This window comes from Saccharothrix sp. BKS2, from assembly GCF_047689505.1.
GTDB lineage: Bacteria > Actinomycetota > Actinomycetes > Mycobacteriales > Pseudonocardiaceae > Actinosynnema > Actinosynnema lopnurensis.
In genome coordinates, this window is record NZ_JAUQOL010000009.1 from 118841 (window position 1) to 140741 (window position 21901).

At 74.0% G+C, this 21901-nt stretch carries 22 protein-coding genes; 15 read left to right on the plus strand and 7 right to left on the minus strand.

Going from position 1 to position 21901, the window contains the following annotated elements:
• Positions 1 to 212: 212 nt before the first annotated feature.
• The 3 genes from Q5530_RS20445 to Q5530_RS20455 all read right to left on the minus strand — a co-directional run bounded on the left by Q5530_RS20445 (position 213) and on the right by Q5530_RS20455 (position 3742).
• Positions 213 to 1412 (minus strand): hypothetical protein, encoded by a 1200-nt coding sequence (locus tag Q5530_RS20445; protein ID WP_415364295.1) that lies wholly within the window; start codon positions 1410 to 1412, stop codon positions 213 to 215.
• A 30-nt stretch (positions 1413 to 1442) separates the two neighbouring features.
• Complete coding sequence (locus tag Q5530_RS20450; protein ID WP_415364296.1) at positions 1443 to 1664, minus strand: hypothetical protein; 222 nt, start codon at positions 1662 to 1664, stop codon at positions 1443 to 1445.
• A gap of 1430 nt (positions 1665 to 3094) precedes the next feature.
• Complete coding sequence (locus Q5530_RS20455) at positions 3095 to 3742, minus strand: hypothetical protein (protein WP_415364297.1); 648 nt, start codon at positions 3740 to 3742, stop codon at positions 3095 to 3097.
• Positions 3743 to 3861: 119 nt separating this feature from the next.
• Between Q5530_RS20455 and Q5530_RS20460 the strand changes: the two genes are divergently transcribed.
• The 3 genes from Q5530_RS20460 (at position 3862) to Q5530_RS20470 (ending at position 5429) form a co-directional block, all read left to right on the plus strand.
• Positions 3862 to 4206: an ArsR/SmtB family transcription factor gene (locus Q5530_RS20460; protein ID WP_415364299.1), complete on the plus strand. Its 345-nt coding sequence runs from the start codon at positions 3862 to 3864 to the stop codon at positions 4204 to 4206.
• Between the two features lie 5 nt (positions 4207 to 4211).
• A complete protein-coding gene (locus tag Q5530_RS20465) occupies positions 4212 to 4820 on the plus strand; it encodes an SRPBCC family protein (RefSeq protein WP_415364575.1) in 609 nt (202 codons plus the stop codon).
• 288 nt (positions 4821 to 5108) lie between these two features.
• The gene (locus Q5530_RS20470; protein WP_415364300.1) at positions 5109 to 5429 is read left to right on the plus strand and encodes a DUF3140 domain-containing protein; all 321 of its coding nucleotides are present in this window, start codon (positions 5109 to 5111) and stop codon (positions 5427 to 5429) included.
• A gap of 58 nt (positions 5430 to 5487) precedes the next feature.
• On the opposite strand, the gene Q5530_RS20475 is transcribed toward Q5530_RS20470, so the two are convergent.
• The gene (locus Q5530_RS20475) at positions 5488 to 6795 is read right to left on the minus strand and encodes an NAD(P)/FAD-dependent oxidoreductase (protein ID WP_415364301.1); all 1308 of its coding nucleotides are present in this window, start codon (positions 6793 to 6795) and stop codon (positions 5488 to 5490) included.
• A 70-nt stretch (positions 6796 to 6865) separates the two neighbouring features.
• Here Q5530_RS20475 and Q5530_RS20480 point away from each other — a divergent pair, with 70 nt between their 5' ends.
• Positions 6866 to 7582, plus strand: coding sequence for an HAD family hydrolase (locus tag Q5530_RS20480; RefSeq protein WP_415364302.1), 717 nt, complete (start codon positions 6866 to 6868; stop codon positions 7580 to 7582).
• Complete coding sequence (locus Q5530_RS20485; protein ID WP_415364303.1) at positions 7582 to 10083, plus strand: glycoside hydrolase family 65 protein; 2502 nt, start codon at positions 7582 to 7584, stop codon at positions 10081 to 10083. Before Q5530_RS20480 ends, Q5530_RS20485 begins: the two co-directional genes overlap by 1 nt.
• Positions 10084 to 10100: 17 nt before the next feature.
• Here the strand turns inward: Q5530_RS20485 and Q5530_RS20490 are convergent, their stop codons facing one another.
• On the minus strand, positions 10101 to 10316 hold the full coding sequence (locus Q5530_RS20490) for a DUF2945 domain-containing protein (protein WP_415364305.1): 216 nt from the start codon (positions 10314 to 10316) through the stop codon (positions 10101 to 10103).
• Positions 10317 to 10402: 86 nt separating this feature from the next.
• On the opposite strand from Q5530_RS20490, the gene Q5530_RS20495 reads away from it, so the two are divergent.
• The 3 genes from Q5530_RS20495 (at position 10403) to Q5530_RS20505 (ending at position 12527) form a co-directional block, all read left to right on the plus strand.
• The gene (locus tag Q5530_RS20495; protein ID WP_415364306.1) at positions 10403 to 10738 is read left to right on the plus strand and encodes a DUF3140 domain-containing protein; all 336 of its coding nucleotides are present in this window, start codon (positions 10403 to 10405) and stop codon (positions 10736 to 10738) included.
• Positions 10739 to 11054: 316 nt separating this feature from the next.
• Positions 11055 to 11219 carry a hypothetical protein gene (locus Q5530_RS20500; protein ID WP_415364308.1) on the plus strand — a complete coding sequence of 55 codons (165 nt, stop codon included), beginning with the start codon at positions 11055 to 11057 and terminating at the stop codon, positions 11217 to 11219.
• 87 nt (positions 11220 to 11306) lie between these two features.
• Positions 11307 to 12527: an ABC transporter substrate-binding protein gene (locus tag Q5530_RS20505; RefSeq protein ID WP_415364310.1), complete on the plus strand. Its 1221-nt coding sequence runs from the start codon at positions 11307 to 11309 to the stop codon at positions 12525 to 12527.
• A 417-nt stretch (positions 12528 to 12944) separates the two neighbouring features.
• Here Q5530_RS20505 and Q5530_RS20510 read toward each other — a convergent pair whose 3' ends face one another.
• Entirely contained in the window at positions 12945 to 13742 is a 798-nt protein-coding gene (locus Q5530_RS20510; protein WP_415364311.1) for a hypothetical protein, read from the minus strand.
• 63 nt (positions 13743 to 13805) lie between these two features.
• On the opposite strand from Q5530_RS20510, the gene Q5530_RS20515 reads away from it, so the two are divergent.
• Positions 13806 to 14315, plus strand: a complete 510-nt coding sequence (locus Q5530_RS20515) for a DUF2087 domain-containing protein (protein ID WP_415364313.1) — start codon at positions 13806 to 13808, stop codon at positions 14313 to 14315.
• A 10-nt stretch (positions 14316 to 14325) separates the two neighbouring features.
• Here Q5530_RS20515 and Q5530_RS20520 read toward each other — a convergent pair whose 3' ends face one another.
• Complete coding sequence (locus Q5530_RS20520; protein WP_415364314.1) at positions 14326 to 15147, minus strand: aldo/keto reductase; 822 nt, start codon at positions 15145 to 15147, stop codon at positions 14326 to 14328.
• A 101-nt stretch (positions 15148 to 15248) separates the two neighbouring features.
• Here Q5530_RS20520 and Q5530_RS20525 point away from each other — a divergent pair, with 101 nt between their 5' ends.
• The 6 genes from Q5530_RS20525 (at position 15249) to Q5530_RS20550 (ending at position 21714) form a co-directional block, all read left to right on the plus strand.
• On the plus strand, positions 15249 to 15746 hold the full coding sequence (locus tag Q5530_RS20525) for a winged helix-turn-helix domain-containing protein (protein ID WP_415364315.1): 498 nt from the start codon (positions 15249 to 15251) through the stop codon (positions 15744 to 15746).
• A 183-nt stretch (positions 15747 to 15929) separates the two neighbouring features.
• Positions 15930 to 16856 (plus strand): NAD-dependent epimerase/dehydratase family protein, encoded by a 927-nt coding sequence (locus tag Q5530_RS20530; RefSeq protein WP_415364316.1) that lies wholly within the window; start codon positions 15930 to 15932, stop codon positions 16854 to 16856.
• 61 nt (positions 16857 to 16917) lie between these two features.
• Positions 16918 to 18531 carry a carbamoyltransferase gene (locus tag Q5530_RS20535; RefSeq protein ID WP_415364317.1) on the plus strand — a complete coding sequence of 538 codons (1614 nt, stop codon included), beginning with the start codon at positions 16918 to 16920 and terminating at the stop codon, positions 18529 to 18531.
• Positions 18528 to 19562: a glycosyltransferase family 2 protein gene (locus tag Q5530_RS20540; RefSeq protein ID WP_415364319.1), complete on the plus strand. Its 1035-nt coding sequence runs from the start codon at positions 18528 to 18530 to the stop codon at positions 19560 to 19562. The genes Q5530_RS20535 and Q5530_RS20540 overlap by 4 nt, the downstream gene beginning before the upstream one ends.
• Positions 19559 to 20470, plus strand: coding sequence for a glycosyltransferase family 9 protein (locus Q5530_RS20545; protein ID WP_415364320.1), 912 nt, complete (start codon positions 19559 to 19561; stop codon positions 20468 to 20470). Before Q5530_RS20540 ends, Q5530_RS20545 begins: the two co-directional genes overlap by 4 nt.
• Positions 20428 to 21714 (plus strand): UDP-glucose dehydrogenase family protein, encoded by a 1287-nt coding sequence (locus Q5530_RS20550; protein ID WP_415364322.1) that lies wholly within the window; start codon positions 20428 to 20430, stop codon positions 21712 to 21714. The genes Q5530_RS20545 and Q5530_RS20550 overlap by 43 nt, the downstream gene beginning before the upstream one ends.
• Positions 21715 to 21901 lie beyond the last annotated feature (187 nt).

Below are 21901 nucleotides of genomic sequence, written 5' to 3' on the forward strand. Positions count from 1 at the left end.
CCGTGCCAGAGCTGTCCCGCCTGTGCCCGCCGGTCACCGAATCGTGGGACCGGCAACTCCACGCCCCGTGTCGCGGGCTGGACAGCCTTGTTCTTCCACACGCCGCGCGAGTGTGGGGCGACGCGGCGGGCGCGAGCTGTGGGCGTTGATCTCACGGCGCCACCACCGGCGGGGGTGAGGTGGTCGGATCGGCCGCCGGTGGTGGCCGGTGGTCATCGGTTGGCGCCGGCCTTGGGGGTCGGGTCCGGTGCGGTCTTGGGCTTCGGCGACCAGCGGGTGTAGCCGGCGCGTTCGGCCTCTTCGGGGGTGGTGAAGGTGACGTCGCCCTTCATGCGGTTGAAGTAGGGGGAGGCGGGGGTGTGGAAGACCATGGACCTGGAGTTGCACTTGACCAGGGCGGGTGGGGTGACCTTCTGGCCCTTCGCCTTCGCGGCCTTGGCCGTTGCGGTCTTGACGGTCTTGACGGTCGCGGCCTTGGGTGCCGCCTTTGCCGTCGTCGCCTTCACCACGGTTGCCGTTGCCTTCGTCGCCGCTGCCGTCAACACTGCCGCCTTCGCAGCCTTCGGTGACGGCTCCGAGTCGGAACGGTGCGATCCACCTGCCGACACCGGCACCCCCGGGTGTTCCTCCTGACCGACGGTCTCGTCCTCGTTGACCGGTTCGGTTTGCGGCCGCGACGTCGCAACTTCCGACGCTTCCCCGGCCTTCCCCTCGCCCCGCTCTTCCCCTCTGCCTTCCAGGCGGTCCTTCAGCCACTGGGGAGCCTCCAAACCCTCCACCTTCGTGAGCAGCTGCTCCTCCGCCGGCACCTCCGCCCCTGCCGGTGCCCCCGCACTCTGCGGTTCCTCCGCTTCCTTCGAAGGCTCCACCTGCCTCGGGAACTCAATGGTTGCCGGGTCGTCCACCACGCCGGACGCCTCAACCACCTCGCTGGACGCCTCAACCTTCTTTTCGTTCTGCACTGAAATCACAAAGGGCTTGGAATCCTCTGTGGCCGGGTTGGACACCGTCCAGGTCGTCCCGAGGTTGATCGCCGTAGGAGGCAGCGTTTCCTGGTCGGTTGCGGTAGCCCCGTCCGCAGTGCCACCACCGGTCGCCACTCCCCCGGTCTTTGCCTCCGCCCCCTCCACCCCAACCCCAACTGCGACTGCTTCCGGCTCGATGATCTCCAGGCCGACCTTCGCGAGGTCGGTTTCCTGCGCTTCGTCCGTTGCCCGTGCCTGATCAAGGTCGGTGATCACGAGTGCCGTGGGTTCGGCTGCGGAGAGAGCGGGTTGAGCGGTCTGGTGGGCGCGGGCGTTCTCGGCCCGGAGTTTGCGGATGGTGGCGCGCAGCGGCAGCCAGGTGAGGACCGCCCCGGCGACGAACGCCAATGCGCAGAGGGTGAACGACTGGGTGAACAACCAGGACACTGGCACTCCTCGGAGCTGCGGGCGGGGGGACTAGTTGACCAGAACGTCGACCTGGCGGGTGACCGGGTCCGAGTTCTCCGGTGCGGCGTCGACGCTGACCGGGGTTTTCATCCGGTCGGGGCGCACCCCTTGGGCGGCGAAGAGGTCACGCACCACCCCGGCGCGGGCGGAGGCCAGGACGTAGGCGTCGGGGTACTCGGCGGAGGCGTGCCCGACCAGGGTGACCGTTGAGAAGGGCTTGACCAGCAGCAACCGTCCGACGCGGTTGACCAGGACCGGCCCGTGCCCTGCCAGTCGGTGCCGCCGGGTTCGAAGCGCAAGCCGCCGCTGATCAGATCCGTCACGCGATAGGACCCGACCTCACCACGACCCGCGTCGACCAACGCCTCCCGCTCGGCATCATCACGAGCGTCCCCCACCAACAAGACCTCGTCGGCGCGGACCAACACCACCAACCACCCGACCGCCCCCACCCGCTCGACCTGAAGCGCGCGGGCACAAACCCCGGACGCCGCAAGGAGAGCCGGGACGAGCAGGACCCCGACGAGCCACACTCGCCAAGTCCGGGATTTCAACACCGGGCGTTACTACCGGAAGCCGACGCCCAGGCACCACCAGCACTCCCCGTATCCGCACCACGGGCGGGCGCATTTCACCTGACCAGGTGACCTCACCCAGCCCTCATCCCACGTTCAGGTGACCAGCGACCGCAAAGTTGATCTTGCGCAGGACGGCGCGGGCAACGCGCAGCAACCAAGCCGACACGACGAGACGGACCGCAACCGGACCAGCGGGGATGCGGAGGTGAGGCAGACCAGAGGGCGAGGGCTACAGGAAGGCCGGCTGCGCCTGGCTTTCTCGGCGTTGAGCGAGGCGGGCGCGGGCGAGGCGGGCGCGGGCGAGGCGGGCGCGGGCGAGGCGGGCGCGGGCGAGGCGGGCGCGGGCGATCTCGATGCGAGTGGTCCCAGCGCGAGCGAGACGGCGTCGCGGCGGATCAGGGTTGGGAGGGCCGCATCAGGCAGCTTCGACAGCTTGCCCGGGGTGGGGCGGACGTGCGGACCTGCATCAGCCACCGCATCCCAGGACGTCTTCGGCGGGCCGACAGCCTGGGTGAGGCCGAGTTGGGTGGGGCAGGTCGAGCGGTGGAGCAGGTGGGGCGGGTCGGGCTGGCAGGGGCCGGTGGGGCTGGGGGGCCGGTGGTGGTGCTCCGGTGGTGGTGCTTCGGCCGGGCTGCTTGTGTGGTGCTGTTGGTGGGGCGGTGGGTGGTTGGGGTGGTCCGTAGGGTCGGGGTTGGAGTTGGCCGGGGGTCTCCCGTTCTGGTCTGGTTCGAGGTCGGGCCGGGCCGGGGTGGTGGCGGTGGGCTCGGGCCGGGGTGGGTTGGTGGGGATTGGGTCTAGGAGTGGGGTTGGCGTGGTGGGTGGGAGGACGGTGGGTGGACGGGGCGGGTGGGTGGTCGGCTGGGGGTGGGTGGTTCGGGGGCTCCGTGTTCTTCTAACCGATGATCGAGGCCCCTGTTTTCGTACGTGTTCTGCCGATGATCACTCGATCGTGTTCGGCGCCGGCCCCGAGGTGGGCTCCGGGGCTGAGGGTGCCGACGGGGCAGGTGCCGACGGGGGTGGCGCCTCCGGTGGTGGCACCGGCGGAGCCGGGGCAACCGGCGGCGGGGGTGGCGTTCCCGCTGTTCAAGCCGCTGACGGCAGCACCCCCTGCCGGCAGCCGCACCTGCTGCACACCGGGTGGGCCGGCACCTGGATCTCCGCCAGCAGCCGCTTGGAGTCCTCGAAGGTGGGGGGTGCCAGGCCGGGCACCAGGAGGCTGTCCAGGACCTCCTGCCTGCGCCGCGCCAGCTCCCTCGACCGCTCGACCGGGTCCTTCAACCGGGCTCTGACGCGCTCGCGCGACTGCTCCCGCGCCAGCGTGCCGGCCGCGCTGAGCGGGCGGGCCTGCTTGGGCTGGGTCAGGCGCGTGTTGCGGCGGTTGATGCGCCACCACGCGCCCAGCGTCATGCCCGGCACCGGGGGGCGCGCCCTGCGCGCGCCCCCCTCCCACCACGACCTCAGCCGCGCACGGAGGAAGTCGTGCGCTACCTGGTCGCGGTTCCTCGGGCTACCCTGCTTCGTACCGTCGGGCCTGCGGTCGACCGCCGCCAGCAGGGCGTCGACGCACCACCCCTCGGCGAACCAGGGCTCGGCGACGCGGCGCAGGGCGGCGCGGTTCGCGTCCGTCCAGTTCGCGCGGAGGCAGAACGCCTCGACCGCCGTGTCGATCTCGGTGTCGGTCTCTGGGATGACACGGCCGGGCCACTGACGGGGATCAAGTCGAACTCGCATCGCACAGCTCCCTTCGAACGCGTACCGAACACCCGTTCGAAGATGTTGCCACCTACCACCGACAATTTTGGAGTCCCAAGTCTTGACTTATATAAGTCTCAAGTTGAAAGATGCAGGTCGTGCACGCTTTTGACGTTCTCGGCAACCCGGTTCGGCGCCGCATCGTGGAGCTGCTCGCCGAAGGTGAGCTGGCCTCCGGGGCGGTCACGGACGTGGTCCGCGAGGAGTTCGGCATCTCCCAGCCGGCCGTCTCCCAGCACCTGCGGGTGCTGCGCGAGCACGGCTTCGCCCAGGTCCGCGTGGAGGGCAACCGCCGCCTCTACGCGGTGGACTCCCAGGGGCTGCGCGAGGTGGACGAGTGGCTCGACCGGTTCCGCCGGTTCTGGAGCGGGCACCTCGACGCGCTGGCCACCGAACTCGCGCGTGGCAAGCGTGAGAGACGACTCAAGGAGGACCACGAGTGATCGACATGGCCGACCACCTCAAGGCCATCGGCCGCGAGCTGAGCAAGGACGACGGGCAGCAGGTCGTGGGCGTGCTGCTCCGCCGCACCTACGAGGCGACGGCCGAGGACGTGTGGGAGGCGATCACCGACCCCGACCGGCTGCGGCGCTGGTTCATGCCGATCAGCGGCGACCTGCGGGAGGGCGGGAACTTCCAGCTGGAGGGCAACGCGGGCGGCGAGATCCTGACCTGCGCTCCCCCGAAGCTGCTCAAGGTCACCTTCGGCGGCGAGACGTCGATCGTCCACGTGCGGCTGACCCCGGAGGGCGATCGGACGACGGTGGAGCTGGAGCACACCGTCCCGCCGGAGATGGTGGCCGGCGGCGCGGGCGCGCTCTACGTGGGTCCCGGGTGGGACGGCGGGCTGCTGGGCCTCGCCCTGTTCCTGTCCGGGCAGGTGGAGGAGGGTGTCGACCCCGTGGCCATGGCCGCCACCGGGGAGGCGCAGGAGTTCAGCCTGGGGTCGATCGACCTGTGGACCGCCGTGGTGGGGGCGGAGGGCACCTCGACCCCCGAGGCGTTGGCGGAGGCGGTCGGCGTGGCCAAGGGCCAGTTCGCACCCGACCTGGGCTGAGGGCACGACCCGAGCCGGGAGAACGACCCGCGCCGAGGGACGGCCCTGGGCTGGAGAACGACCCCAGGCTGGGAACGAGGGCCGAGGGAACGGGATGGGCGCTGCGTCGGGTCCGGCGTGGCGCCCACCCCGGCGGGCAGGGCCCCTGGGCCGGCGAACTCGCCCACCCCAGCGGGCAGGGCCTCGGGCCGGCGAACTCGCCCACCCGACGAGCGGGTCCCCCAAGGCCGGCGAACTCCGCGGAACTCGTCCGTTTCGCGGACGCCCCGAGCGGCAATCCCCTTCCCCATGACCGACACCCTGTGGGAAGAGTTCCACCGCGTGGTGAACATGACCTCGAACGAACTCGCGGACTGGCTGCGCACCCGCTCCGCGGACGAGGACAGCGAGACCGTGCCCGACCAGGCCGGCACCCCGACCGGCCAAGAGGTCCTGCGGGTGCTGCGCAAGCGCCGCACCGACCTGACCACCGAGGACGTGAGGGTGATGCGCAAGGTCGTGGACCGGGTGCACGAGCAGCGCCGCGCCGACCTGGAGCCCACCGCCGGCGAGGCCCACTGGCGGCACCGGCTGATGTCCATCGGCCACGACCCGCTCAAGCCCGCCTGACAGCCTGACCGGGAACCCACCCGGAAGCCTGGAAGCCCGCCCGAGGAGAACGACCCCCTCAGGACTGCTTGACCACCGGCACCCGATCCGCGTCCGACAGCCGCACGCCCGCCTGCGGCACCAGCCCGAACTGCACGACCTGGCGCCGGACGAGCAGGTCGGTGAGCCAGTCGACCGCGACCCGCAGGCGGTTGCCCGGCATGGCCAGCAGGTGGTAGCCGCGCGCCACGACCTTCGCGGGCAGCCCGGTGAGCGGCACGTGCAGCGGGTTGGCCACCGCCTGCGCGCCCGCCAGGTCCACCACGAACCCGAGGTCGCGGTGCCGGTAGGTGCCCACCGCGCCGTGGCCGAGGGAGGCCGCCACGTTGCGGCCGGCCAGCCTGCCCTGCCGCTGCGCGTGCTGCGCGGTCATGGGGGTGGGCGCGCCCCCGTTGAACACGTCGGGCACGGCCGCCACGTCGCCGGCGGCGAACACGTGCGGGTGGGTCGGCACGGCCAGCGTGGGGTCGACCGAGATCCGGCCCTTCTCCGTCTTCACCGCCACCGACTCGACCAGCGGGTCCGGCCGCACCCCGACGCACCACACGACGGTCCGGGTGGGGATCTCCGTGCCGTCGGTGAGGCGGGCGCAGCCGGGGGTGACCTCCTCGACGCTGGTCTCCAGCCTCACGTCCACGCCCCGGCCCCGCAGCACCCCGGCGGCGGGCCCGGCCAGCCGCTCGTCGAGGCCGGGCAGCACGCGGGGCGCGGTGTCGACCAGCACCCACCGGATGTCGGCTTCGGACAGCCCGGTGCGCCCGCGCAGCGCCGACCTGGTCAGCTGCTGCCCCTGCGCCACCAGCTCGGTGCCCGTGTACCCGGCGCCGACCACCACGAACGTGGCGCGCGCGGCGCGTTCGGCGGGGTCGTCCGCCTGCTCGGCGAGCTCGACCTGCCGCAGCACGTGGTCGCGCAGGAACACCGCCTCGGCGACGGACTTGAACCCGAACGCGTGCTCGGCCACGCCGGGGATGGACAGCAGCCGGGTGACGGAGCCCGCGGTGAGCACCAGGCGGTCCCACCCCAGGACCTGCTCGCGGCCCTCCACGTCGACCACCGAGCACGTGCGGGCGCCCAGGTCGACCTCGGTGGCGCTGCCCTGCACGAGCCGGGTGCGCGGCAGCTTGGGGCGCAGCGGCACGGCGACCCGGCGCGGGTCGAGCGAGCCGCCCGCGACCTCGGGCAGCAGCGGCACGTACAGCATGTAGTCGGTCGGGTTGACGGCCACCAGCTCGGCCGCGTCGGGCGGCAGCGCGCGCTCCAGCGCGCGCAGGCAGTGGTAGCCCGCGAAACCCGTCCCCACGACCAGCACGCGCGGCTTGCCCATGGTGGTGCCCCTCCGACGGCGGTGATGACGACAACGGGTACCCCGGAGAGGAAGGGGGTAGACACGGGACATGCCCCTTGGATTGCCGGACGCGATCACCGCGTGCCTGTTCGACCTGGACGGCGTGCTGACCAGCACGGCCGTGCTGCACCGCCGGGCCTGGCGGCGCACCTTCGACGACTTCCTGGTCCCGCGCGGCCAGGAGCCCTTCACCGAGCTGGACTACGTGCGGTTCGTGGACGGTCGCCCCCGCTACGACGGGGTGCGCGAGTTCCTCGCCTCGCGGGGCGTGACCCTCCCGGAGGGGGCGCCCGACGACCCGCCGGACGCCGACACCGTGCACGGGGTGGGCAACCGCAAGAACGAGCTGCTGGAGGAGGTCATCCGGCAGGAGGGCGTGGCACCGTACCCGGGCACGGTCCGGTACCTGGAGGCGGCGGCGGCGCTCGGGCTGGACATCGGGGTGGTGACCTCGTCGGCCAACGCCCGCAGGGTGCTGGACGCGGCCGACCTGAGCCGGTTCGCCCGGTCGCTGGTGGACGGGGTGGTGATCAGCCGGGACGGCCTGCGGGGCAAGCCCGCGCCGGACTCGTTCCTGGTGGGCGCGCGCGAGCTGGGGGTGGCCCCGGAGCACGCGGCGGTGTTCGAGGACGCGCTGGCGGGGGTGCGGGCGGGCCGCGCGGGCGGCTTCGGGTACGTGGTGGGCGTGGACCGGGCCGGGCAGCGGGACGCGCTGCTCGAGCACGGGGCGGACGTGGTGGTCGACGACGTGGCGGAGCTGCTCTGATGGCGTTCGACAGGGATGCGGGCGGTGGGCCGGGCGGCACGGCGAACGGACCGAGCGAGGCCGCGACCGCGCCCGGCGGGACGACGACCACCCCCGACGACGTCGCGTCGGAGGACCTGGTGGCCGAGGGCGCCACCGACGGCTCGGGGTCGGCGGGCTGGGAGGTGCTGCCCTGGCTGCTGCGCTGGCGGGGCCTGGCCGTGGACCAGCTGCGCCGCACCGAGTCGGTGTTCGCGCTGTCCAACGGCCACATCGGGATGCGCGGCACGCTGGACGAGGGCGAGCCGCGCGGGCTGCCCGGCACCTACCTCAACGGTTTCTACGAGGAGCACGCGCTGCCGTACGGGGAGTCCGGCTACGGCTACCCCGAGGACGGGCAGACGATCGTCAACGTCACCGACGGCAAGGTGATCCGGCTGCTGGTGGAGGACGAGCCGCTGGACATGCGCTACGGCAGGGCCCACGAGCACGAGCGGGAGCTGGACTTCCGCGCGGGCACGCTGCGCCGCCGCACGGTGTGGGAGTCGCCGACCGGCCGCCGGATCACGGTGCGCAGCGAGCGGCTGGTGTCGCTGACCCAGCGCGCGGTCGCCGCGATCCTGTACGAGGTGGAGACCGACGAGCGGGTGCAGCTGGTGGTGCAGTCCGACCTGCTGGCCAACGAGCCGGTCGAGCACGACAGCGACGACCCGCGGGTGGCCGCGGCGCTGGAGGACCCGCTGGTGGCGGACTTCGCCCACGCCGCGGGCAGCCGGGCGATCCTGGCGCACCACGCGCGCAACTCGGAGCTGCGCATGGCCGCCGCGATGGACCACGAGCTGGAGACCGGCGACGGGGTGCGCACCGAGATCAGCGCCGAGGGCGACCTGGCCCGGTTCACCGCGGCCGTGGACGTGCCGGCGGGCGGGAAGCTGCGGCTGGTGAAGTACCTCGGCTACGGCTGGTCGGCGCAGCGGTCGGTGCCGGCGCTGCGCGCGCAGGTGGAGGCGGCGCTGGCGGGGGCGCGGCAGACCGGCTGGGAGGGGCTGCTGGCCGAGCAGCGGCGGTTCCTGGACGAGTTCTGGGCGGCCGCCGACGTGGAGGTGCGGGGTGACGACGAGCTCCAGCAGGCGGTGCGGTTCGCGCTGTTCCACGTCATGCAGGCGGCGGTGCGCGGCGAGACGCGGGCCATCCCGGGCAAGGGCCTGACCGGGCCCGGCTACGACGGGCACGCGTTCTGGGACACCGAGATGTTCGTGCTGCCCGTGCTGGCCTGCACGCTGCCGGAGGCGGCGCGGGACGCGCTGCGGTGGCGGCACTCCACGCTGGACAAGGCGCGGGAGCGGGCGAAGGTGCTCGGGCAGGGCGGCGCGGCGTTCCCGTGGCGGTCGATCAACGGCGCGGAGTGCTCGGCGTACTGGCCCGCGGGCACGGCGGCGTTCCACGTGTCCGGCGACGTGGCGCACGCGGTGGCGCAGTACGTGTCGATGACCGGCGACCTGGCGTTCGAGCGCGAGCACGGCGCGGAGATCCTGGTGGAGACCGCGCGGCTGTGGATGTCGCTGGGGCACCACGACCAGCACGGCGGGTTCCGCATCGACGGCGTCACCGGGCCCGACGAGTACTCGGCGGTGGTGGACAACAACACCTACACGAACCTGATCGCGCAGCGGAACCTGCGCAACGCGGTCGAGGCGTGCGAGCGGCACCCGGAGGTGGCCGGGCGGCTGGGGGTCACCGCCGAGGACACCGCGGCCTGGCTCAAGGCCGCCGACGGGATGCTGGTGCCGTTCGACGAGCTGCTGGGGGTGCACGAGCAGGCCGAGGGGTTCACCTCGCACGCGGCGTGGCACTTCGACCGGATCGAGCCCGACGAGTACCCGCTGATGCTGAACTACCCCTACTTCGACCTGTACCGCAAGCAGGTGGTCAAGCAGGCGGACCTGGTGCTGGCGATGCACGTGCGGGGCGACGCGTTCACCCCGGAGCAGAAGGCCCGCAACTTCGCCTACTACGAGGCGCGGACGGTGCGCGACTCGTCGCTGTCGGCGGGCACGCAGGCGGTGCTGGCGGCCGAGGTGGGCGCGCTGCGGCTGGCCTACGACTACCTGGCCGAGGCGGCGTTCACCGACCTGCACGACCTGCACAAGAACGTCCACAACGGACTGCACATGGCGTCGCTGGCGGGCGCGTGGATCGGGCTGGTGGCCGGGTTCGGCGGGATGCGCGACCACGACGGCGCGCTGTCGTTCGCGCCGCGGCTGCCACCGGGCCTGGAGGGGCTGGCGTTCCGGCTGACCTTCCGCGGCACGCTGCTCGCGGTGGAGGTCGAGCCGGGCCGGGCCACCTACCGGGTGCTGTCCGGGGACGCGCTGCACACCTCGCACCACGGCGAGGAGGTCACCGTGGCGCCGGGCGAGCCGGTCGTGCTGTCCATCCCGGACCCGCCGGAGCCGCCGGAGATCAGCCAGCCCCGGCACCGGGCCCCGAAGCGCCGCACCCCACCGGGGTCGCGGTCGTGAGGTGACCGGGGCGGGCGTCAGTCGTCGTGCGGGCGCAACGCGGAGGGCTTGTGCACCGCGTCGCGCCCGCTCTTGGCGCTGCGCACCCGGTACTGCGGGTCGTCCTCCGACGCCCTCACCCGCCGACCCGCCGCCTCGGTGTCCGAGGTGATCTCCTCCTGGACCTGGCCGTGGGTGGTCGAGCCGTGGCTCGACCACTCCACGTCCTCACCCTTCCGGAACTGTTCGGCCATGACTTCTCTCCCATCGGGTCATCCGGCGTCCGAATCATCCGGCGTCCCGGGGGTACCCCCGGGGGCCAGGCGAAACGGAGGAGACCGTGGACGACGACGAGAGGCGCGAGACCCGTGAGGAGTTCCGGCGGGCGGTCAACCTGACCGCGGGCGAGCTGGAGGAGTGGCTGGGCACCGACGAGTCCGGGCGGGTGGGCGACTCGGCGGGGGACGGCGAGTCGACCGGGCACGCCTCGGGCCGTCGGATCGTGACCCTGCTGCGCACCCGCCAGGACGATCTCGGCGACGACGACTACCGGCACATGCGCAAGGTGGTCGGGTACGTGCACCGGCACCTGGCGCAGCGGCCGGACAAGGACGTGGAGCACACGGCGTGGCGCTATTCGCTGATGAACTGGGGCCACGACCCCACGAAGGGCTGAGGCGCCCGGTCGGACCCCTGGGGGGAGTGGGGTCCGACCGGGACCTGCCAGGCGGCCTTGGGGGGCGGTGGCCGCCTACGCCCTCATCGTGCGCACGGATACCCCTGTTACCGGCGCTCAAACCGACCCATCGGATTTTCTTGGGTGATCCACCCGGAAGACGGGCTTTCCACCCGGTGCATCCCGGGACGGGCCGCCCGTTCACCCGGACTCACCAGGCCGTCTCCGCACAACTGCGGCCCCGTTCGGCCAAAAACGTAACCCACAGGAGTGAGAGGGGCAGCGCGGGGACCGGTGGCCGGACAGGATCCGGGGAATGAGCTCAACACCCATCTACGACGAGCTGGCCGCCACCTACCTCGCCGAGGCCGAGCCCGGCGAGCCCGCGCCGCCGGCGGCCGACCCGACCCCGGAGGCCGCTCCACCGGGCCGCGCCGAGCGCGCCTCCCGGGACCGGCTCCGGAAGAAGCCAAAGGTCTGAACCACCGATCTTGACACCGCGTTCCGCGGCGGAGTAGGACGACTGGAGTCCGTAGACCAGGGCGCCTACCCCGGAGGGTGGAGCGGAATGCGTGTACGAGCACTGCTCACGGCGGCGATGCTGCTGACCGTGGCGGCCTGCACCGGAGGGCACCCCACCACGCCCGACCAGGTGTCCCTGACCTGGTGGGACCACTTCACCCACTCCCCCATGGCCGACCAGGCCGTGGACCACCTGCTGGCGCGCTACCAGCGGGAGCACCCTGGGGTGCGGGTCGAGCGCAGGTCGATGTCGCCCGAGGAGTTCCGGGACGCGCTCGTCCGGGCGACCGCCGCCGGCACCTTCCCCGACGTCGCGGCCGTCGACTCGCCGGACCTGCCCCGGCTCGCCGGGCAGGGCGCGCTGGCCGACCTCACCGGGCGGTTCGCCGACTGGCCGCTGACCGACCGGTTCCTGGACCCGGTGCGCGAGAGCGCCACCCACGACGGCAGGTTCTACGGCGTCCCGCTGCGCAGCACCACGACGGCGCTGGTCTACGACCGGGCGGTGTTCGAGCGGGCCGGCGTGACCGGGCCCCCGGCCACCTGGGCGGACCTGCGCGCCACGGCCCGCGCGCTGACCGGCGGCGACCGGGCGGGCCTGTGCTTCCCGGCCGCGGGCGAGGACCTGACCACGACGTTCCTGCCGGTGCTGTGGCAGGCGGGCGGGGACGTGGCGGACCTCGGCGCGCCGGCCGGTGTCGACGCCCTCGCCCACCTGCGCGGGCTGGTCGACGACCTCGGCGCGCCGGCGGACCTGCCGGGGTGGAGCGCCGACGAGGTCGCGCGGCGGTTCGCCGACGGGCGGTGCGCCATGGTGGTCGCCGGGCCCGGCTCGATCCCGGTGTTCAACCAGGCCGGCCTGGACTGGGCGGCGGTGCCGCTGCCCGCCGGCGAAGCGGGCACGGCGACCGCCCTGGGCGGGCAGACGTGGGTGGTGGGCCGGGGCAGCGGGCACGTAGACCAGGCGTGGGACCTGCTCGCCTGGCTCGCCGAGACCCGCGACAACGCCACCGAGTTCGGCGGCGGGCTGGGGGCGCTGCCCAACCGGACCGACACGGTGGACGACCTGGCCTGGCAGTGGGACCCGAACCTGGCGGGGTTCGCGGGGCCGCTGGCCACCGCGCGCAGCCGGACCGCGTACGGGGCGAGGTACGCGGAGGTCTCGGCGGTGATCAGCGGGGCGGTGGCCGACGTGCTGGCCGGGCGGAGGGAGCCGGCCGAGGCGGCGAGCGGGGCGGGGGCGGAGGTCGGTCGGTTGCTGGGGTGAGGGCGGGTGGGGGCGTGGTGGAGCGCGGGCCGCGTGTCATACCCACGCGGCCCGCGCCCACTCTCGTCACGCAGCCCGCACAACCCCTCACCCCATCGGGTAGCCCCAGGCGACTCCACGGGAGGACACTGCCCTGACCAGGGATGATCTCGGTAGCTCCGGGTAGTCCGACCCCATGCGGAACACAGCTCCCGTACGCGGCCCGACCGCGTCCGACACCGGGCGGTTCAGCCGGGCGCAGCTGCTCGCGCTCGTGGTCGGCGTGCTCCAGATCGTCATGGCGTCGATCCCCTTCCTGCCCATGGGCGAGGGCACGAACCACACGTTGTACGTCTGCACCGGTCTGGCGGGTCTCGCGCTCGCCTGGCGCCACCACCACGCCCGCTGCTACGGCGTCGGCCTGCTCCTGCTCTACGGTCAGCTGTTCATCACCGACGCGGGCGACACCGGTCCCTTCGGCCTGCCGACCCTGGAGACCTTGGCGTACGGGCGGGCGGCGGTGGCGGGTCTGGTGATCGTCCTCATCCCGGCGTTCAAGCGGCGGTAGTCGCCCGAGGTCAGCGTGCCGTCGGGGTGGAAGCGCAGCTTGGGGTCGTGGCTGCCGGCGATCGACTCGAACATCGCCCGGTCCGCCGTGGTGGTGGGCCGCCAGTACATGTGGGCGCCGTGGGTGACGCCCATGTCCAGGGACATCATGGTCGCCACGGCCCGGTCGTAGCGGAGGTCGCTCAGCGCCCGCCCGCCGGAGGCGTGGATGTCGAACACGTCGTGGTCGCCGGTCAGCGGGCGCAGCGCGCCGCGGCGGTCGTAGCCGTGCACGACGCCTTCGCGCACCACGTACTCGCCGCGCCGCTCGAACGCGGCCATCTTCTCGCGCAGCGCGTCGAACTCGACCCGCCGCTGGTCGTAGCGCCGCAGGAGGCGGTCGCCGAGGTCGTGCCGGGGTAAGGCGGGCGGGAAGTAGCCGACCAGGCCGCGGTGGCCGGCCGACGCGCCCAGCCGCACGTCCAGGTCGTCGATGGTCTTGGCCTTGACGGCCTCCGGTTTGGGCAGCGCGCCCGCGCGCAACCACGCCACCGCGTGCGGGTTCGTGGCCCGCACGTCGATGACCAGGTCCTGCTCCGCGGCCACCTGCTGGAACTTGCGGGCGTGCTCGGTGGGCATGCCGAAGACGGGCTCCACCGAGGCCAGGGGAAAGAGGAGATCAGTGCGCACGGGTATTAAGGTCCGCCCTCAACGCGGGTGCACCGGCGGCGCGGTTCCGGTTGGCTGTCCCCCGTGACCCCTGACTCGTTGATCGGCCTGTTGGCGGAACCGGAGCGGTTGCGCGTGGTGGCGGCGCTCGTGCTGGGCGCGCGCACGAGCGCCGAGGTCGTCGACGCGACCCGGTTGGACGGCCGGGGTGTGGAGGCCGCGCTGCGCCGGCTGCGGACCGCCGGCCTGGTGGTGGGCGACGCGGCGGGCCTGCGGGTGCGCGAGGAGCTGTTCGAGGAGGCCACCCGGGTCGAGCGGGGGAACCGGGTCCGGGAGGACCCGTTCCTCCGCGGGGGGCGGCTGGTGAGGCTCCCGGCGCAGCGCGAGCGCAGGCGGGCGGTCCTCGAACAGGTGAGCACCGCGTTCGAACCCGGTCGGCGCTACGCCGAGCGGGACGTGGTGGCGGTGCTGCGGACGTGGTGCGAGGGCGGCGAGGTCGACCACGTGACCGTGCGCCGGTACCTGGTCGACGAGGGCCTGCTCGACCGGGCCGGCGGGGAGTACTGGCGCTCGGGCGGCCCGGTCGAGGTGTGAGCGGGGCCGGTCAGCCGAACGTGTCGGGGTCCGGGCCGGTGCGCAGGCCGCGGTCGAGGCCCTTGATCCGGTCCAGGTCGTCCTCGCCGAGCTCGAAGTCGAAGATCCGGGAGTTCTCCGCGATGCGGCTCGGCGTCACCGACTTGGGGATGACGACGTTGCCCAGCTGCACGTGCCAGCGCAGCACCACCTGGGCGGGCGTGCGGCCGTGCTCCTCCGCGAGGGACGTGATCACCGGGTCGGCGAGCAGGTCGCCGCCCTGGGCCAGCGGGCTCCACGCCTCGGTGGCGATGCCGTGCGCCCGGTGGAACGCGCGCAGCTCCTCCTGCTGGAGCCACGGGTGCAGCTCCACCTGGTTGAGCACGGGCACCTCGCCGGTGGCCTCGATGACGCGCTCCAGGTGCGCGGGCTGGAAGTTGGACACGCCGACGGCGCGGACGCGGCCGTCGACGAGCAGCTTGCCCAGCGCCCGCCAGCTGTCGACGTAGCGGTCCTGACCCGGCGCGGGCCAGTGGATCAGGTACAGGTCCAGCCGCTCCAGGCCGAGCTTGCCCAGGCTGGTGTCGAACGCGCGCAGCGCCTCGTCGTAGCCCTGGTGGGAGTTCCACAGCTTGGTGGTCACGAACAGCTCGTCGCGCGGGAGGCCGGAATCGGCCAGGGCGCGCCCGACGGGCTCCTCGTTGCCGTAGGCGGCGGCGGTGTCGATGCTCCGGTAACCGACCCGCAACGCCTCGGTCACCGCGGCGTGGGTGTCCTCAGTGGACACCTGGAAGACGCCGAAGCCGAGCTGCGGCATGGTGACGCCGTTGTTCAGGGTGATGCTCCTCGTCATGGGTCCATCATGCCCCTTGTCAAGGGTTCCCACGTGCCGGGAGGCGTTGACCCGGAGCCGTCCGCGCTGGTCGGATCCTCCCCGTGAACGCATTCCCCGGTGTGACGAACGTCGAGGTGACGATCGCCATCCGCCTGTCCGCCGCCCCGTCCCGGGCGGTGGAGGACGCCGAGCGGCTCGCCGAGGCGCTGCGGGCCGCGCTGGACCTGCCCGAGGCGGAGGTCGTGGTCGGGTTGCCGGTTCGCGAGCTGCCGGTTCGCGAGCTGCCGGGACGCCGGGCGGAACCCGCGCTGCGCGTCCTGGTCGACTCGCGGCGCGTGCTGCGCCGGGGGCGGTCGGTGGAGCTGACCAGGTTGGAGTTCGACCTGCTGCACCACCTGTGCACGCACCCCCGCCAGGTGCACCGGCGGGCGGCGCTGATGAGCACCGTGTGGGGCGGGACGAGCACCGTGGACACCCGGACGGTGGACGTGCACGTGCGCCGGTTGCGCCGCAAGCTCGGCGACGCGGCCTCGTTCATCACCACCGTGCGCGGCGTGGGCTACCGGGTGGAGGGCACGGCGGACGTGGTGGTGGAGCGGGACGCCCTGGCCGGCTGAGGGCGCGGCCGGGTCTCACGACCCGGGACCGGGAACCAGGGCATCGGGATCACGGCAACAAGAAACCCGCCCGCCGAGACGTCGGACGACCGGCCGTCCACCGCGTGGTCCGGCGCGGCGCACCAGCGGGTGGTACCCGGGGAAGCGGTGGTTACACCCGCGTTCCCCGGGTAGCTCACTTTCATGGGTTTCGAAAGAGCGGTGGTGACCGGCGGCGCCGGTTTCCTGGGTTCGCACGTGTGCGAAGCGCTGCTGGCGGGCGGTACGCGGGTGGTGTGCGTGGACGACTTCCGCACCGGCTCGCCCGCCAACCTGCCCGAGGACCCGGGGCTGGACGTGGTCGTCGCGGACGTGTGCGACCCGCTCGACGTGCCCGGCCCGGTCGACCTGGTCCTGCACCTGGCGTGCCCGGCCTCCCCCGTCGACTACCTGCGGATGCCGGTCGAGACGCTCAGGACCGGCGCGCTGGGCACGCAGCACGCGCTGGACCTGGCGCGGGCCAACGGCGCCCGCGTCGTCGTCGCCTCCACCAGCGAGGTCTACGGCGACCCGCTGGAGCACCCCCAGCGCGAGACCTACTGGGGCAACGTCAACCCGATCGGCCCGCGCAGCGTCTACGACGAGGCGAAGCGCTACGGCGAGGCGCTGACGTGCGCGTACGCCCGCGAGTACGGCGTGGCCGCGGGCATCGTGCGCATCTTCAACACCTACGGCTCGCGGATGCGCCCCGACGACGGGCGGATGGTGCCGACGTTCCTGCGCCAGGCCCTCGCCGGCGAGCCGCTGACCGTGCACGGCGACGGGCGGCAGACCCGCTCGCTGTGCCACGTGGACGACCTGGTGCGCGGCCTGCTGGCGATGGCCGGCAGCGACCACCTCGGCCCGGTCAACCTCGGCAACCCCGAGGAGGTCACCGTGCTGGAGGTCGCCCGCCGGATCGTCGAGTTCACCGGCAGCGCGTCGCGGGTCGAGCACGTGGGGGCCATGACCGACGACCCCCGGCGGCGCAGGCCGGACATCTCCCGGGCCCGCGAGCTGCTGGGGTGGGAGCCCCGGATCCCGCTGGCCGAGGGCCTGCGGCGGTCGTTCGACCGGCACCTCGTCGGGTAGGCGGGCCGGGGGCCGGGCCGGGCGGACCGGTCGGTCCACACAGGAGCGAAAGGGGAACGCCGTGCGCGTGCTCGGCATCAACGCGATCTTCCACGACCCCGCCGCGGCCCTCGTGGTCGACGGGCAGGTGGTCGCGGCCGCGGAGGAGGAGCGCTTCTCCCGGCGCAAGCACGGCAAGCGGCCGGTGCCCTTCTCCGCGTGGGAGCAGCCCGAGCTGGCCGCCCGCTGGTGCCTGGAGCGGGCCGGGCTGACGCCGGCCGACCTCGACGCGGTCGCCTACTCCTACGACCCGGACCTGGTGGAGCCCGGCGACGTGCCGTGGGAGGACCTGCGCACCGAGTACGCCCGCCGCGCCCCGTACTTCCTGGCCACCGCCCTGCCGGGCCTGGACCCGGCGATCGTGCGGTTCGTGCCGCACCACGTGGCGCACGCGGCGTCCGCGGGCCTGGCCGCGCCCTACGGCGGCGACTGCGCCGTGCTGGTCAACGACGGCCGCGGCGAGTGCCGCTCGCACCTGGCGGGCAGCTACCGCGACCACCGGCTGGAGACGCTGGCCGCGCAGCACCTGCCCCACTCCCTGGGCCTGTTCTACGAGGACCTGACCGAGCACCTGGGCTTCCTGCGCTCCAGCGACGAGTACAAGGTGATGGCGCTGGCCTCCTACGCCAAGCCCCGGCACCTGGACCTGATGCGCGAGCACGTCCGCGCCACCGAGGACGGCGGGTTCGCGATCACGCCGCTGGACTGGGCGACCCTGGCCAAGAAGCGCGAGCCGCACGAGGACGTGACCCAGGAGCACGCCGAGCTGGCGGCGAGCGTGCAGGTGCGGCTGGAGGAGGTCCTGCTGGACCTCACCCGGTGGCTGCACGAGCGCACCGGGCACCGGCGGCTGACCATGGCCGGCGGCGTGGCGCTGAACTGCGTGGCGAACACGCGGATCTTCGCCGAGGGCCCGTTCGAGGAGGTCTGGGTGCAGCCGGCCGCCGGCGACGCGGGCACCGCGCTCGGCGCGGCGCTGACCGTGGTCGCCGACGCGGGCGAGCCCGCCGGGGCGATGCCGGGCGCCGACCTGGGGCGCTCCTGGACCGACGACGAGATCCGGGAGTACCTGGACCGGGCCGCGATCGCCTACGAGGAGCCCGAGGACGTGGCCGTCGCGGTGGCCGAGGCGCTGGCCGAGGACCGGGTCGTGGCGTGGTTCCAGGGCCGCAGCGAGTACGGCCCGCGCGCGCTGGGCCGCCGCTCGCTGATGGCCCACCCCGGCAAGGAGGAGAACCTGGTCCGGCTCAACGAGGTCAAGGGCCGCGAGCAGTTCCGGCCGATCGCGCCGATGGTGCTGGCCGACCGCGCGCACGAGCTGTTCGAGCGCGGACCGCTCCCCAGCCCCTACATGCTGTTCGTGCACGACGTGAAGCCCGAGTGGCGCGACCGCATCCCGGCCGTGGTGCACGTGGACCACACCGCCCGCGCCCAGACCGTGGACCCGGCGGACGAACCGCTGGTGGCGCGCGTGCTCACCGAGTTCGAGCGGCGCACCGGCCTGCCCGTGGTGGTGAACACCAGCCTGAACACCGCCGGGCGGCCCATGGTCGACGACCCGCGCGACGCGCTGGAGTGCTTCGGCTCGGCGCCGGTGGACCTGCTCGCGATCGGCCGGTTCGTGGTGCGGCGATGAGCGCGGCGGCGAACCCCGGGGTGGGCGTGGACTACGCGGTGGTCATCCCGACCGTGGGCAGGCAGAGCCTGGCCGTGGTGCTGGACGCGCTGGAGCACGGCTCCGGCCCGCCGCCGCGCGAGGTGATCGTGGTCGACGACCGGCCCGACCCCGGCCCGCTGCCCGCCACGCGCTCGGCGCGCGTGCTGCGCTCCGGCGGCCGCGGCCCCGCCGCCGCGCGCAACGCCGGGTGGCGCGCGGCGTGCTGCGAGTGGGTGGTGTTCCTGGACGACGACGTGCTGCCGCCGCCGGACTGGAAGGCCCGGCTGGTCGCCGACCTGGCGTGGCTGGGCCTGGAGGTGGGCGCGTCGCAGGCGCGGATCACCGTGCCGCTGCCCGCCGACCGGAGGCCGACCGACTGGGAGCGCAACACCGCCGGGCTGGCGACCTCGAAGTGGATCACCGCCGACATGGCCTACCGGCGGGCGGCCCTGGTGCGCAGCGGCGGGTTCGACGAGCGCTTCCCCCGCGCCTACCGCGAGGACACCGAACTGGCGCTGCGCGTCCAGCGGCACGGGTACCGGGTGGTCACCGGCGAGCGCGTGACCACGCACCCGGTGCGGGAGGCCGACTTCCTGGTCAGCGTGCGGCAGCAGCGCGGCAACGCCGACGACGCGCTGGTGCGCCGCCTGCTCGGGCCGGACTGGCGCGAGCAGTTCGGCGGCGCGCGCGGCCGGCTGCCCCAGCACGCCGCGACCACCGCGGCCGCCGTCCTCGCGGTGCTGTGCGGGGTGCTCGGGGCGCGGAGGGCGGCGCTGCTGCTCGGCGGCGCGTGGGCCGGGCTGACCGCGAAGTTCGCCCTCGACCGCATCGCGCCCGGCCCGCGCACGCGCGAGGAGGTGGTGAAGATGCTGGTGACCAGCGCCGCCATCCCGCCCGTCGCGTGCCTGCACCGGGTGCTCGGCGAACTCCGCCACCGCGGCGTGCGGTCGCCGGTCGCCGCCGACGTGTTCGACCCGCACGCCGAACGGCCGCCGGTGGTGCGGCGGTGAGGGTCCTGGTGCTGCGCGCGCTCGGCCTGGGCGACCTGCTCACGGCCGTGCCCGCGCTGCGCGGGCTGCGCCGCGCCCACCCCGGCGCGGAACTGGTCCTGGCCGCGCCCGCCTGGCTGGCCGACGCGGTGGCGCGGATCGACGCGGTCGACCGGCTGCTGCCCACCGAGGGGCTGGCCCCGATCGACTGGGAGGCGGTCGACCGGGCTGCGCCGGACCTCGCGGTCAACCTGCACGGGCGTGGACCGCGGAGCACCGAGCTGCTGCGCGCCACCCGGCCGCACCGGCTCATCACGCACGGCGCGCACGTGCCGTGGGTGGACCGGCAGCACGAGGTGGTGCGGTGGTGCCGGCTGCTGGCGCAGTTCGACATCGCGTGCGACCCGGACGACCTGCGCCTGCCGCCCCGACCGGCCACCGGCGCGGTCGTGGTGCACCCCGGCGCCAGCCACGGCGCCCGCCGCTGGCCCGCGGAGCGGTTCGCGGAGGTCGCGGCGGCCCTGGGCCCGGACGTGGTGGTCACCGGCAGCCCCGCCGAGGAGCGGTTGGTGCGGGAGGTGGCGCGGGGCGGGCGCACCCGCACGGGCGACCTGGCCGGCCTGCTGGACCTGGTGGCGGGCGCCCGCCTGGTGGTGTGCGGCGACACGGGCGTGGCCCACGTCGCCACCGCGTACGGCACGCCGTCGGTGGTGCTGTTCGGGCCGGTGTCGCCGGCCGACTGGGGACCGCGCACCCCGGGACCGCACGCGGTGCTGTGGCGCGGGCGGACCGGCGACACGTTCGCCGACGAGCCGGACCCCGGTCTGCTGGACATCGGCGTCGACGAGGTGTCGGCGGCCGCACGAGCGCTGTTGGGAGGTGGACCGTGGCCAGGATCGGCGTCGTCGGCGCGGGCTATGTCGGGTTGACCACCGCGGCGTGCTTCGCGCGCCTCGGGCACGAGGTGGTGTGCGCGGACGTGGAGCCCGCCAAGGTCGAGGCGCTGTCCCGGGCCGAGGTCGGCGCGCACGAGCCGGGCCTGCCCGAACTCGTCGGGGAGGGCGTGCGGGGCAAGCGCTTGCGCTTCGTGCTGGGCAACGACGAGGCGCTGTCCGGGGTGGACTTCGTGTTCGTGTGCGTGCCCACGCCGACCGGCGCGGACGGCGCGGCCGACCTGGTCGCCGTGCACGCGGTGCTGCGCGAGGCGCGGGACGCGGTGCGGCCGGGCTGCGTGGTGGTGCTCAAGTCCACGGTGCCGCCGGGGACCGCCGAGCGGGTCGCCGGGGTGCTGGGCCGCGCGGACGTGGGGGTGGTGTCCAACCCGGAGTTCCTGCGCGAGGGGCACGCGGTGGACGACTTCCTGCGGCCCCAGCGGGTCGTGGTGGGCGCCGCCGGCTCGTCGGGCGAGGAGGCCGCGCGGCGCGTGGTCGGGCTCTACGAGGGCACGGGCGCGCCGGCGGTGATCACCGGCAGCACGAGCGCGGAGCTGGTGAAGTACGCCAGCAACTGCTTCCTGGCCATGAAGCTGTCCTACGTCAACAGCCTGGCCGAGCTGTGCGAGCGGGTCGGCGCGGACATCGCGGACGTCACCGAGGGCATGTCGCTGGACGACCGGATCGGCGCGGCGTTCCTGGAACCGGGCCCCGGCTGGGGCGGTTCGTGCTTCCCCAAGGACACCAGGGCGCTGCTGTCCGCCGCGGAGGACGCGCGGGTGGACTTCCCGCTGCTGCGCGCGACCATCGGCACGAACGGCCACCAGGCGCGGCGCGTGGTGGACCTGGTGCGCTCGGCGGTCGGACCGCTGCGCGGCGCCCGCCTGGGGCTGCTGGGGCTGACGTTCAAGGCGGGCACGGACGACCTGCGCGACTCCCCCGCGCTGGCGGTGGCCGCGCTGCTGGCGGAGGAGGGGGCGCGCCTGGTCGGGTATGACCCGTGCGTGGGCCGGGACTGCGGGCCGGTGCGGGTGCTGACCTCGGCGGAGGAGGTGGCGCGGGACGCGGACGGGCTGCTGGTGCTGACCGAGTGGCCGGAGTTCGCCGAGCTGGACTGGCCCGCGCTGGCGGGCGTGGTGCGGCGGCGGGTCATCGTCGACACCCGCAACCTGCTGCCGGTGGACAAGGTCGTGGAGGCGGGCTTCCACCTGGTGACCCTGGGTCGGCGAGCGGCGGCCTGACCGGGGTCGGCGGGCTCCTCCCGATGGAGCCCGCCTGGACCACGTCCCCCGCGCCGCCCGCCACGACGTTGACCGCCACCGGTGACCGCACCGCCCTCCGGTGGTCGTCACCGTTCGGGGTTGATGTCGCCGGTGTCGAGTGTGAAGAGTGCCCGCCACGCCCGGACGCCGAGGTCGGTCGCGCCGA

Coding starts and splice junctions, on each gene's coding strand:
- Q5530_RS20455 (WP_415364297.1), bottom strand. CDS start 3,742: ATGCGAGTTCGACTTGATCCCCGTCAGTGGCCCGGCCGTGTCATCCCA.
- Q5530_RS20465 (WP_415364575.1), top strand. CDS start 4,212: ATGGCCGACCACCTCAAGGCCATCGGCCGCGAGCTGAGCAAGGACGAC.
- Q5530_RS20470 (WP_415364300.1), top strand. CDS start 5,109: ATGACCGACACCCTGTGGGAAGAGTTCCACCGCGTGGTGAACATGACC.
- Q5530_RS20475 (WP_415364301.1), bottom strand. CDS start 6,795: ATGGGCAAGCCGCGCGTGCTGGTCGTGGGGACGGGTTTCGCGGGCTAC.
- Q5530_RS20480 (WP_415364302.1), top strand. CDS start 6,866: ATGCCCCTTGGATTGCCGGACGCGATCACCGCGTGCCTGTTCGACCTG.
- Q5530_RS20485 (WP_415364303.1), top strand. CDS start 7,582: ATGGCGTTCGACAGGGATGCGGGCGGTGGGCCGGGCGGCACGGCGAAC.
- Q5530_RS20490 (WP_415364305.1), bottom strand. CDS start 10,316: ATGGCCGAACAGTTCCGGAAGGGTGAGGACGTGGAGTGGTCGAGCCAC.
- Q5530_RS20500 (WP_415364308.1), top strand. CDS start 11,055: ATGAGCTCAACACCCATCTACGACGAGCTGGCCGCCACCTACCTCGCC.
- Q5530_RS20505 (WP_415364310.1), top strand. CDS start 11,307: ATGCGTGTACGAGCACTGCTCACGGCGGCGATGCTGCTGACCGTGGCG.
- Q5530_RS20520 (WP_415364314.1), bottom strand. CDS start 15,147: ATGACGAGGAGCATCACCCTGAACAACGGCGTCACCATGCCGCAGCTC.
- Q5530_RS20530 (WP_415364316.1), top strand. CDS start 15,930: ATGGGTTTCGAAAGAGCGGTGGTGACCGGCGGCGCCGGTTTCCTGGGT.
- Q5530_RS20540 (WP_415364319.1), top strand. CDS start 18,528: ATGAGCGCGGCGGCGAACCCCGGGGTGGGCGTGGACTACGCGGTGGTC.